Genomic DNA, 12031 nt, shown 5'->3' on the forward strand with positions numbered 1-12031 from the left:
ACGTCGGTGAAATAAGCCAGCCGTCGGTATGCGCGTCGGTATAGATGCCCGGGAATGTCCCGATCGATGTTGAAATAGACAGAGCGGCGTTGCTCGCCTTGAGCCCGTAGGCTCCGGGTGTCGATTCCCTTGAAGGAAGGCAACGCCATGAACAAAACTGCCCTATCTCGCGCACATCGCGTCACGCCGCGCATGGAAGAAGCGTGGCAAGCTGTGGATGCCTGCTTCGGACGCTTCTGTCTGACCGCCGGCATCGAAGCGCTGCACGCGATGATGGCCGCCGATGTCGAGGATCTGTGCGGTCGCCGGCAAGCCCGGAGCCCATAGCGACGTGGTCACCGCTGGGGCAGCACGCGCGGCAAGATTGGCTATCAGGGCGGCAAGGTCGATATCATCGGCCCCCGGGTGCGCGGACCCGACGGCGAGGGGATGCCATTGCCGAGCTGGACAACAGCGGCAGCCGAGGACTGGCTCGGCAAGACGGCCATGAACCTGATGCTGATCGGGGTCGCCACCCGCAAGATCGGGCGCGCCGTCCGGCTGCCGGAAGGGCCACTTCCGCGCGTCGACGGTGAGGGGACGTCGAAGTCGGCCGTCTCGCGCCGGTTCGTGCCGCTGTCGCAGCAGCGATTGGAGGAAGGGCGCGCCAGCGACATCTCCAAGCTCGATCTGCTCGTCATTCAGATCGACGGCCTGCACGTGGCCGAGGACATCGTGCTCATCGCCGCCATCGGCATCGACGGTAACGGCGACAAGCACATTCTCGGGCTGGTCGAGGGCGCCAGGGAGCTATGCCTGAATCTAGGTGATGGGGCCGATCAGGCGGCGTGGCTTTTCTGGGTCGGAATGACCTCGATGCCGTCGGCAAATCTGACACCGGCGATGATCTTCGGCAACTGATTTGTGCCTTTCAATCGACGCCAGGTTTTCGAGGCTGCTTCGATCAGCTTGAACACCATGAGCTTGGCAGTCTGTGGCGACAACGCTCCCTTGGTCCGAACTGTTCTGTGTCGCACCGTGGCGAATACGCTTTCGATCGGATTGGTGGTTCGCAAGTGGACCCAGTGCTCGGCAGGAAAGTCGTAGAATGCCAGCAGATCGTCGCGATCCTTGATCAGGCAATCAACAGCATGTGCATATTTGGCGCCGTATTTTTCGGCGAAGGTTTCGAGTGCAAGCTCCGCGACGGCCCGGCTCGGCGCCATCGAGATGCCCTGCAGGGCTTTCTTCATGCCGCCCTGCACGGAGCTCGGAACCTTGTTGAGCACGTTGACGGTCTTGTGCTGCCAGCAGCGCTGTCGTCGCGTGCCAGGGAAGAGCTCGTCGAGCGCCTTCCAGAAGCCGAGCGCGCCGTCGCCGACCGCCAGTTCAGGCGCGATCTGCAGTCCGCGCCGCCGGATATCGATCAGAAGTTCGCGCCAGCTCTGGGTACTCTCGCGCACGCCGACCTGGAAGCCGATAAGTTCCTTCTTGCCTTCGGGTGTCGCACCGATCAGCACCAGCATGCACTCGCTGTGATCCTCCATCCGGGCCTGCAGGAAGACGCCGTCGGCCCAGACGTAGACATAGCGCCGCGTCGACAGATCGCGCGTCTGCCAGCGCTCGTACTCGCCCTGCCATTGCCCCTTCAGGCTTGAAATCACCGATGGCGACAGGTTCGGCGCATCCTTGCCGAGCAGCGCCGAGAGCGCTTCCTGGAAATCGCCGGTCGAGATGCCGCGCAGATAGAGGATCGGCAGCAGGGCATCCAGGCTCTTCGTCCGCCGCGCCCACAGCGGCAGGATCGCCGAGGTGAAGCGGATCCGATCAGCTCCGGTCGCACCGCGGTCTCTGACCTTGGGTCGGGCGACCTCGATCGCGCCGATCCCCGCGGCAATCTTACGCGCAGGGCCAAAGCCGTGCCGAACCACCCTGGCGCGGCCATCCGGCAGCTTCAGCTCCGCCGTCGTCTCCAGAAAGGCCTGCAGCTCGATCTCGACGGCCCGCGCCAGCAACTCACGGGCTCCATTTCGCAGAATTTCTGTCAGTGGATCGTCAACCGCAGACGGCTGACGGAAAGCTAGAATGTTGGTAGTCTCGTTCATGGCGTATCGCTCTCCTTGAGAGGTTCTGGCAGGCTCGACACCCGCCTCGATACGCCGCCTCTCTCAATCCGTCATGACCCACTTTCCCGCATAGCTCAGGGCGCCACCGAGAATGCCGCAGCGGTGCAGGCCCTACTCGACAACCTCGTGGCGTGCGGGCTCGATCCCAAGCAGCCGCGCCTGTTCGTTCTCGATGGCGCCAAGGCGCTGTCCAAGGCCGTCAAGGCGACGTTCGGTCGGACGACGCCGATCCACGCTGTCAGGTGCACAAGGCGCGCAATATCGCCGAGCGCTCCCCGAAGAAGCATGTTGCCAGCGTCCGCCGAACACCGCGCAAGGCGTGGGAGCTGGATGATGCCAATGAAGCGGAGCGCTGCGTCGCTTTCTGCTGCACACCCAGCCGGACGGCTGCGCCAAATCCTCTCCGCTCTCACCGCCGCGCTTCAGGCCGCTCCAGCCTGAAGCCAGAGTTCTACAGAGTTCTTCACGGACGACTCGTTACATGTACGATCACTCGATAATCGTGCCCAAGCGCCGACCACGTTTCGGGCGGGTCGACGAAATCGATCTCGATGTGAACACGCTGCTCCTCGATCCCGAGCGTCGAGACCTTGAGGAAGCCGGCTGGGTCGACACGTGTCACTGTTCCACGAAGCGCCGGACATCCTTCGGCCCTGGGGTCACAGCAGCCGATATGATCGGCTCCCGACAGCAGTGCCCAAGTACTGCTTGACGGGGCGAGAACGGGATCATACAGCTTTCTGGTAATCGGTCGGCGAGATGCCGACGATCTTCCGGAAAGTGTTGCAGAAGTGGCTTTGATCCGCAAACCCGCATTCGAGCGCGATGACCTTTTGGGCGACCTTGCGACGGCGCAACATTTCCTGTGCCTTGGTCACCCGCGCGTGGATGACATAGGAATAGGGGGGTATCCCGAAAGCGATCTTGAACCTGCGAGAAAAATGGAAGGGGCTCATGCCGACGGCGTTTGCGAGCTCGTCCAAGCTAATATTCTCGGCCAGGCGGGCCTCTATCAATTCGATAATCCGTTTCCTCTGTGCCGCCGTAAGGGCCGCGCCGGAGTCGTCGGTCAAACGGACCATGGCGTAGTGGCGCAGAAGATGCACGGAAAGTTGGCTACGCACGGCGTCAACCATCAGGCGCTGCCCTAACCTGCCGCATTTCAGCTCGGCCTCGAGCATGTTGAAACAGTTCAAGATAAAGGGGTCTTCCCCCGAAACTCGATCTGCGATCTCGATAGATTGCGGGTCGCGGTCGAATACACCTTCGGCGGCGGATACGATCCCTTCGTGGCCGAGATAAATGTGACGGACCTCGATCGGATCACGCCAAGTCCAGGTGGATCGTTCTGCACGGGTGAGCAGGGAAATCCGTCCCCGGCCCACGATCGCTTCCTCCCATAATCTGCCGGTGGATCGTCGCATTGATGTCGACGAGCCACCATAAGCGACGATCATGTAATCACGCATCGGCGGGATCGCTGCCGCCTGACTTTCGTAGTGATAACCCTTCAGGGTAACGCCCTTCCAGTTCTGGTGCGAAGAATCCAGTGTCTCTACCCCCGGAATCCATTGAGGTATTCTATCAGGTGGCACAAGAAACTTACTCATCGCTTCTCCCTGTCCTGCATCTTCCGGGCTCAGGAAGCAGTTCTGCGGCAAATCATCGCGTCTTGGACCGCCGTTCCGTTCTTAAAGATGTCAGTGCATTCGGGCATTTTTTTCCGATCCCTTAGATGCCGGCCTTGCTGCGCTACGCGGCAGACACCGGTGAAGACAGCAGCCCGCTCTGACTTGCGCGCCAAGCTCCTTGCCGAACTCCGCTCTCGTGGCCGCGAGGACCATGCTGCGATTCCCGCTCCGCTAAGAGGATAACGCGATGGTCGCGGCGTCGACGATCACTGCGATAACGCCTTCCCGCATCGGGCAGGTCGTGCGATCCTGCGACCCGAGGCCTAGCGGTCCGCCAGACCGGTTCGAACAAGAACATGCCAAGTGGAGCGGTCGCACGGTGTCACATAAGGTTGCGCGGCATGGTGTCACAGGGCAATCTCCGAAACAGACGTCGCTCTCGATCCATTCGCGCGTCAAAGAATGTGATGGGCCGCCGCAGTTAAAGACTAGGATGGGCGAGCCGTCGCGGGGAACAAGGGGCGCGGCGACTGCATTCACGTCGTTTCGCCATTCGCCAAAGGAACTGCAATAGCCACGCGTGACGTAGCTTTCGATGGCGGCTTCGATGCCCGGCTGGACCAAGCTCCAATTTTCACCCTCGTGATCTCGGAGTTCATCGATGATCTCAGGGTGGCCATTCGATAGCGTGCCGCATCGGGGGCGTGGCTGAGGTATCCCAGCTTGTGTAACCTATAGGTTAGGCGCGATATGCTGGACTTGGAAATTCCCGTCCGAGCGGCGAAATCCCTGTTGCCGAGCGCCTCGCCCTCGCGGCCACGGCCCGCAGGATTTCCAGACCGCGCCAAAGGTGACCACGGAATTTCCGGTCTGCCCCGCATCGGGGTTGCGTTCCTTCCTTGGCCTCATCCGGCTCTTCACCTGAAGCGTAGCCGGCCAAGAATTAGGCTGAAACAGCTCCCTCGGTCAAGTTGCAAAATAATATTCCGCCTGTCGGAATAAATACCTCTCCGCTCGCGCGGCACAGGCGCGGCACAGGTCGGGACTTCGTAACGACTGAAGAAATGAGTTCTCCTGCAGCTCGACGCATTAAAGGCCAAGGCGGTGAAGCAGCCGTGACGAGGACAAATGGCACCGGGTGCGCGGCCGCACCAGCTCGGAAGGAAGAGACCGCTTGATTAAGGTCACAGTATCTCGCGCGTCTCTTCCGCACTTACGAGCACGTTCGGCACGCTTCGCGTGCCGAACGGATTGCATCCTGCTGCAAGGCCCGGCTTGGCGGCGTTCCAGCCCATGCTACGCGGGATGCGCGCGCCTCGCCCGGGCAGCAAGAAAATACAGTGTATCGAGCAAGAGCATCCAATACAGGCCACTTCAACGCTTTCTAGAATCGAAAACTGGTAGGAGGACGCACGACCCGCGTGTGCCGAGTTGGATACCGACTGGGCAGACGAGGCATCTGCAAGACAAACCGATCTCTGGGAGGAGAAATATGGCAATCAACAAGGAAGCCGGCGCGCTGCGCGCGCTTTATCAGAGTTGGACCGACCAGATGGTCGCAAATCCGAATCTCACCATCCTGAATCTGCGCAGCATGTTCGACGAATGGGGCCAGCCCGCGCTGGAGCCCGAAAACGTCAGCTACAAGAGCGATCACGCTGGCGGGGTCGAGGCGATCTGGGCGCTGCCCGCGGGCGCTGACACGTCACGCGTCATCGTCTACACCCATGGCGGCGGATTTGCCGTGGGCTCCGCCGACAGCCACCGCAAGATGGCCGGGCATCTGGCCAAGGCGCTGGGTGTGACTTCGGTCGTGCTGCACTATCGCCGCGCGCCAGAACACCCATTCCCCGCGCAGATCGAGGACGCGATCACGGCCTACAAGGCGTTGCTGGCCCAAGGGTTTGAGCCCAAGAACATCCTTACTGCTGGTGACAGTGCGGGTGGCAACCTGGCCATCGCCAGCGTCCTGAAGTGCCGTGACCTTGGACTGCCGCTGCCGGGCGCGGTGATCGTCTATTCGCCTTGGCTAGACATGGCGCTACGCGGCGCCACGCTGCAAACGAACGCCGCCACCGATGCGCTGGTCAGCCGCAGCATTCTTGAGGCGATGCGGGGCATGTTCCTTGGCAGTCAGACCGACCCACTGGACAAGCTGGCGAACCCGCTGGAGAACGATTTCACGGGCTTCCCGCCGCTCTATATCACCTGCGGTGGAGCAGAGACGCTTCAGAGCGATTCCAAGACGCTTTTTGACAAGGCCAAGGCGCAAGGTGTGAAGGCGACGCTTTCGGTCGTGCCGGGCATGCAGCACGTCTTCCCGGCCCTGTCGGGCCGCGCCCCCGAGGCGGATCAGGAACTGGCGCGCATCGCCGCTTGGTATCGCTCGCTCTAATCGAGTGGCCCTGCGTCCCGGGCGGGCGTAGTGCCATCCTTCATCCATCACAATCGAATGGTCCGTTAACCGCGTCTTCGGCGCGACGGCGGAGCCATATCCAAGGAGGAAGACCATGCACAAGACACTTGAAAAGACCCGGACCAAAGGCGCGGATTATGACGCCGTCGTCGTCGGCGCCGGGTTCGGTGGCTTATATTCCGTCCACAAGCTGCGCAACGAACAGGGCATGAACGTCAAGGCCTATGACAGTGCGGGCGATGTCGGCGGGACGTGGTACTGGAACCGCTATCCCGGCGCGCTGTCGGATACCGAAAGCTTCGTCTACCGCTTTTCCTTTGACAAGAAGTTGCTGCAGCGGGGCCGCTGGAAGACTCGCTATCTGACCCAGCCCGAGATCCTCGAATACATGAACGAGGTCGCCGACCATCTCGATCTGCGCCGCAGTTACGAATTTAACACCAAGGTCACGGCCGCCCACTTCGATGAAGCAACCGGGTTGTGGAAGGTGACGACCGACAAGGGCCAGAGCGTCACGGCAAAGTATCTGATCACTGGTCTCGGGCTCTTGTCGGCCACGAACCTTCCGAAGTTCAAGGGAATCGAAACCTTCAGGGGCAAGATCCTGCATACCGGCGCTTGGCCCGAAGGCGTGGATCTGACCGGCAAGCGTGTTGGTGTCATTGGCACCGGTTCGACCGGCGTTCAGGTGATTACTGCCACCGCACCGATCGCCAAGCACCTGACTGTGTTCCAGCGTTCGGCGCAATATGTCGTTCCGATCGGCAATACGCCGCAGGATGCCGAGACGATCGCAAGCCAGAAGGCCAGCTACGACGAGATCTGGAAGCAGGTGAAATCGTCGGTCGTGGCCTTCGGCTTCGAGGAAAGCACCGTTCCGGCCGAGACCGCCACGCCCGAGGAACTTGAGCGCGTGTTCGAGGCGGCGTGGCGACGCGGCGGCGGCTTCTATTTCATGTTTGGCACCTTCTGCGACATCGCGACCAGCCAGGTCGCCAATGACGCGGCGGCGAATTTCATCAAGAAGAAGATCACCCAGATCGTCAAAGACCCCGAAATAGCTAAGAAGCTGACGCCCAAGGACATCTATGCCAAGCGTCCGCTCTGCGGGAACGACTACTACGACGTCTACAATCGCGACAATGTTACACTGGCCGATGTGAAGGCCGACCCGATCGCCGAGTTCACCCCAACGGGCATTCGGCTTGCCAGCGGGGCAGAGCACGAGCTGGACGTTGTCATCTTCGCCACCGGGTTCGATGCCGTTGACGGCAACTACACCCGGATCGACATGCGCGGCAGGAACGGCGTGACCTTGCGCGATAAGTGGAAGGACGGCCCACTTGGCTATCTGGGCATGATGGAGACGGACTTCCCGAACTTCTTCATGATCCTCGGCCCCAACGGTCCCTTCACCAACCTCCCGCCCAGCATCGAGACGCAGGTGGAATGGATCTCCGATGTGATCGAGATGATGGAGGTCAAGGGCCTGAATTCCATCGAGCCGACCGCGGCGGCGCGCGACGAATGGGTGGGCCAGTGCCGCACGATCGCCGACGCGACCCTTTTCCCGAAAGCCGAATCCTGGATCTTCGGCGCAAACATCCCCGGCAAGAAGAACGCAGTGATGTTCTACATGGCGGGCCTCGGCAACTATCGTAACGCGATCAACACGGTGAAGGATGGCGGTTATCAGACTTTGATCTTCGATCAAGCGACGGAAGAAGTGGCCTGAGTTCGCCCACCTCGCCGAAAGCCAACTAATGGCTTTCGGCATGAATGACTGTGCAGATCAAGGGAGGAAAACCAATGAAACGAATTCAAGACAAGGTGGCGCTTGTCACAGGCGCCGCCATGGGCATGGGCAAGGCCCATGCCGAGGTTCTGGCTGCCGAAGGGGCCTATGTCTTCGTCTGCGACCGCGACGCGGCTGCGGGCAAGGCGGTAGCCGACGGCATCGTTGCGAAAGGTGGCAAGGCCGAGTTCCTGGCACTGGACGTCACGAAGGAAGGCGATTGGGCGGTCGCCGTCGATACCGTCAAGGCGAAAGCCGGGAAGCTGAATATCCTGGTCAACAACGCGGGCATTCTCATCCTGAAACCCGCGCATGAAACCACGAACGAGGAGTGGGACAGCGTCTTCAACGTGAACGTGCGCGGTGTATGGCTTGGCATTCGGGCCTTCGTCCCGCTGATGAAAGGTAACGGCGGGTCGGTGATCAACATTTCGTCGATATATGGCATCGTTGGCGCGCCCTCAGCAGGGGCCTACATCGCCTCAAAAGGGGCTGTCAGGCTTCTGACGAAATCCTGCGCGGTCGATCTGATCCAGTTCGGTATTCGTGTGAACTCGGTCCATCCCGGTGTCATCGACACGCCCATGACCAAGGATCTGCTCCACGGTGACCCCGAGACCCGCAAGGCGATCATGGGCGCTACGCTCTACGACCGGCCGTGCCAGCCGATTGAGGTGTCGAAGGTAGTTCTGTTCCTTGCTTCGGACGAATCCTCGTTCGTGCACGGTGCGGAACTGGTGGTCGACGGTGGCTACACCGCCAACTGACGCCATCTTTGCCGGTTGCGGATCCGCTACTGCTGGCAGTTTGCCTGTCGGCAGTCAGCAATCGGGGCGGTCGGAAAGCGCGCTAGTTGTGGTGTGATAGGTCAAGTTGCGAAATTGGACATCAAAACGGAGGGAAACCGGATCGCGAAGTTCTTCTAACGCTGCAGAAGCGAGGGTTGGAGAACCCCCTTCGGCAAGGCGGAAGCGTCGATCGTCCGAAAAAGAGCGATGGTTTCCTGCCGGATTCCAATGACCGCGCATCCACACGGCAACAATCGTGGATGCGCTCTGAGAGAGAGGAATATGATCATGCATTGTCAGTGCGTTCATGAATTTGGCCAGCCCCTGCGCGCGGATCACAGGCCGGATCTGACCCCTCAGGGAACCGAAGTCGTCCTCTCCGTGACCGCCGCCGGTGTCTGTCACACCGACCTGCATATCCGCGACGGCGGTTACGATCTTGGTCACGGCCGCCGACTGGAATTCGCGAAGCGCGGGATTGAACTGCCGCGGGTGATGGGGCACGAAACCGTAGGTGAAGTGGTCGCCAAGGGTCCGGATGCGGGCAAGTTCGACACCGGAAAGATCTATGTGGTCTATCCCTGGATCGGTTGCGGCACCTGCGCGACCTGTGTCTCGGGGGAAGAGCAACTGTGCCTGACGCCAAAGTTTCTCGGCATTCACGTTGACGGCGGCTATGCCACGCAGATCCGCGTGCCTCATCCGAAATATCTCTATGACATCGGAAGCATCCCTCCCGAAACCGCCGCACCGCTGGCCTGTTCGGGGCTTACGGCCTATGGCGCGCTCAAGAAGGTCGAGAGTACGCTGAAGGATCACGCTCTTCTGGTCATCGGCGCCGGCGGGCTGGGGCTGATGTGCGCACAGCTGCTGCAAGCGCTGGATGCCAAGGCTCCCGTGTTCGTTGACATCGATCCTGTCAAACGGGCGTCGGCCCTCGCCGCGGGGGCGTGCGCGGCAATTGACCCCAGCGCCTCGGATGCCGTGGCGCAAATTCATGCTGCGGCTGGCGAGGCGCCTGTGGCGGCGATCGATTTCGTCGGCGCCGAGGCGACTGCCGAACTCGGGTTCAACGCCCTGGGCAAGAGCGGAACATACGTCATCGTCGGGCTTTTCGGCGGTGCTGCCCCTTGGGCGCTTCCCCTCATTGCCCTGCGCTCTCTCACGATCCGCGGCAGCTATGCCGGTTCACCCGGAGAGTTCTCGGAACTGATGGAGCTTGCCCGAAATCGCGCGATCAATCCAATTCCCACGACCTGCTACAAGCTGGACGAGGCAGAAACCGTGCTGAACAGCCTCGCCGCAGGCAAGATCGTTGGTCGGGCAATTCTGGCCGATGCGTAACCGGCGCGCAGTTGGCTTCGGCGAAGACCCAACGAAAGCTGCACCTCTGGTGGTTTGATGAAGATAATTTACTCTGACACTTGACTCCTGATCGATGGAAGATGGCGCGATCGCGCCTTGGAACAGCGCACGGCCGTTTACAATCCAGCGACGGCGGCGCCGACATCGCTGTTGAATGGCTCATCGGCGCCCCCGCCGGCATGAGCATAACCCCGGAAAATTCCAGCACAGCCTGGCCTAGTTTCGGGGAGCACTTCAGGAGTGCAGAACCCTAACTTAAACCGGGGGCCTCTCAGGGGAGCAGGTCACTTCGCGATACTTTGTCTGGCTGGCCGCTATTGATCCTCGGCAAAGTGCATGCCGCATTCACACCGCAGGGCGCTAGAGCTTCCGACTGCAGGAGCCAAGCCCAAGAGTTTTGGCGCTTGCTCAGAAAAGCGCCTCTGTGCAAGACAATTGGTTCTCGGAACCGCAATAATGGGAATCGCAATGTGACAGCCTCTCTTGACGGCGAAATTCGCGACGGACGCCATCAGATGCAGGTCCGCGTCTATTTTGAAGATACTGACTCCGGTCAGATTGTTTATCACGCGAATTTTTTGCGCTTCATGGAACGCGGCAGAACGAATTACTTGCGCCTGCTCGGAACCAATCAGCACGCGCTGCTCCAAGAAGCGCGGAACGATGCGCCCGGCTTTACCTTTGTTGTCCGTTCGATGACAATCGATTTTCTAAAGCCGGCGGTCTTGGACGACGTGCTTGACGTCGTCACGCTACCGCAAGAGGTGAGAGGCGCGTCCATTACCTTGCTGCAGGAATGCAGGCGCGCAGACGATCTCTTAGTCACGGCGCGTGTACGCGTGGCCTTTATCTCAGGCGGAAAAGCACAGCGCATCCCGAAGGCGCTGCGGCTTGTTATGGAAGACCATAGGTAAACCTGCTCGCCATTCACGCCTTAGCCGTCCAGCGACCCAATGAAAGCAACCCGTTAGGTTTCTGTTGCGACATGGTCTCGGCTGACCGCGAGTTCGCCTCGCTGGGTATGAGCTCTACCGTTTCGGCGGGAACGAGTTGGTCGGCGATGGCGCCGAATCGAGGATCACCGATTTCTTCGCGAAGCTCTTCCGACTGCACCGCGCGGGGGCGCTGACGGTGCCCTCGACCGAAGGCAAGAAATACCGCTTGAATGTCGGAAAATCAGACATTATATTGGCTACGGGTCCTAGATAGACACAACGATGGTAACCGTTACACTCGCGCCTCCGCCCGTCAAGATTGCGCCGTTTCCCTTGGCCGCCGTCGAGGCAAAACTGCGCGATGAGTTGGTTGAGGCCGTCAAGATTGAGGCTTCGATTAGAGGCTTGGCCCTGCCGGCGGCACCGGCAGATATCGCCAAAGCATCCGTTCACGTGGACTCGTTGGTGGTCGTTTCAATCCTATGCGCAGTTGAACCGATTGTCGGGTTTGAGCTGCCTGAAAGCGTTGTCCGGGCAGGCGGATACACTTCAGTCGACAGCGCACTCGGCCAGCTACTACCCCGTTTGGAGAAAGAGTGGACGAAGAAGAAAGGAACGAAGTCATGACCGAGCTCGCAGTTCATCAAGACAACGATGACGAAGCGCGCCGACTCTTGGGCGATCGGTTACGTGAAGCGCGCAAGTATCTCGGTCTTAAGCAGGAAGAAGTCGCAAGCTATTTAAAAATCCCACGAACGGCGCTCACGGATATCGAAAACGGTCAGCGCCGCGTCGAGGCGATCGAACTCGCCCGGCTTGCTAAGCTGTACCGTCAGCCGGTGGGCTATTTCACCGGGGAGGACGCTGCAGCGAGCCTGCCAATCGATGTGGCCCACCTGGCGCGCAAGGCGGCCGACTTATCGGAGCAGGACCGCACCGAGCTCGGGCGTTTCGCCGAATACCTGCGCGCACGCTCGCGCGCCGCGCAAGGCTGAT

The 12031-nt window shown here is 60.5% G+C and carries 10 protein-coding genes and 3 pseudogenes; 9 read left to right on the plus strand and 4 right to left on the minus strand.

Annotation, left to right across the window (positions count from 1 at the left end):
- Positions 1-147 precede the first annotated feature (147 nt).
- Positions 148-789 (plus strand): annotated as a pseudogene (locus tag Q0030_RS01400) (transposase); the annotation flags it as partial.
- A 29-nt stretch (positions 790-818) separates the two neighbouring features.
- Here the strand turns inward: Q0030_RS01400 and Q0030_RS01405 are convergent.
- Entirely contained in the window at positions 819-2084 is a 1266-nt protein-coding gene (locus Q0030_RS01405) for an IS256 family transposase (protein WP_298362383.1), read from the minus strand.
- Positions 2085-2153: 69 nt separating this feature from the next.
- Here Q0030_RS01405 and Q0030_RS01410 point away from each other — a divergent pair.
- Positions 2154-2464: pseudogene (locus Q0030_RS01410) on the plus strand (transposase); the annotation flags it as partial.
- 116 nt (positions 2465-2580) lie between these two features.
- Here Q0030_RS01410 and Q0030_RS01415 read toward each other — a convergent pair.
- The 3 genes and pseudogenes from Q0030_RS01415 to Q0030_RS40540 form a co-directional block, all read right to left on the minus strand.
- Positions 2581-2739: pseudogene (locus Q0030_RS01415) on the minus strand (secretion protein HlyD); the annotation flags it as partial.
- Positions 2740-2833: 94 nt separating this feature from the next.
- On the minus strand, positions 2834-3715 hold the full coding sequence (locus tag Q0030_RS01420; RefSeq protein WP_298362386.1) for an AraC family transcriptional regulator: 882 nt from the start codon (positions 3713-3715) through the stop codon (positions 2834-2836).
- Between the two features lie 557 nt (positions 3716-4272).
- Positions 4273-4617, minus strand: a complete 345-nt coding sequence (locus tag Q0030_RS40540) for a helix-turn-helix domain-containing protein (protein ID WP_363323409.1) — start codon at positions 4615-4617, stop codon at positions 4273-4275.
- 611 nt (positions 4618-5228) lie between these two features.
- On the opposite strand from Q0030_RS40540, the gene Q0030_RS01425 reads away from it, so the two are divergent.
- The 7 genes from Q0030_RS01425 to Q0030_RS01455 all read left to right on the plus strand — a co-directional run bounded on the left by Q0030_RS01425 (position 5229) and on the right by Q0030_RS01455 (position 12030).
- Positions 5229-6131, plus strand: a complete 903-nt coding sequence (locus Q0030_RS01425; RefSeq protein WP_298362389.1) for an alpha/beta hydrolase — start codon at positions 5229-5231, stop codon at positions 6129-6131.
- A 115-nt stretch (positions 6132-6246) separates the two neighbouring features.
- On the plus strand, positions 6247-7887 hold the full coding sequence (locus Q0030_RS01430) for an NAD(P)/FAD-dependent oxidoreductase (protein ID WP_298362392.1): 1641 nt from the start codon (positions 6247-6249) through the stop codon (positions 7885-7887).
- 74 nt (positions 7888-7961) lie between these two features.
- Entirely contained in the window at positions 7962-8714 is a 753-nt protein-coding gene (locus Q0030_RS01435; protein WP_298362395.1) for a glucose 1-dehydrogenase, read from the plus strand.
- A gap of 303 nt (positions 8715-9017) precedes the next feature.
- A complete protein-coding gene (locus Q0030_RS01440) occupies positions 9018-10079 on the plus strand; it encodes an alcohol dehydrogenase (RefSeq protein ID WP_298362398.1) in 1062 nt (353 codons plus the stop codon).
- Between the two features lie 491 nt (positions 10080-10570).
- On the plus strand, positions 10571-11014 hold the full coding sequence (ybgC, locus tag Q0030_RS01445) for a tol-pal system-associated acyl-CoA thioesterase (protein ID WP_298362401.1): 444 nt from the start codon (positions 10571-10573) through the stop codon (positions 11012-11014).
- 303 nt (positions 11015-11317) lie between these two features.
- Positions 11318-11662 carry a hypothetical protein gene (locus Q0030_RS01450; RefSeq protein ID WP_298362404.1) on the plus strand — a complete coding sequence of 115 codons (345 nt, stop codon included), beginning with the start codon at positions 11318-11320 and terminating at the stop codon, positions 11660-11662.
- Positions 11659-12030 carry a helix-turn-helix transcriptional regulator gene (locus tag Q0030_RS01455; protein ID WP_298362407.1) on the plus strand — a complete coding sequence of 124 codons (372 nt, stop codon included), beginning with the start codon at positions 11659-11661 and terminating at the stop codon, positions 12028-12030. The genes Q0030_RS01450 and Q0030_RS01455 overlap by 4 nt, the downstream gene beginning before the upstream one ends.
- The last annotated feature ends 1 nt before the right edge of the window (position 12031 follow it).

It is taken from the genome of uncultured Bradyrhizobium sp. (assembly GCF_947648125.1).
Classification (GTDB): Bacteria; Pseudomonadota; Alphaproteobacteria; order Rhizobiales; family Xanthobacteraceae; genus Bradyrhizobium.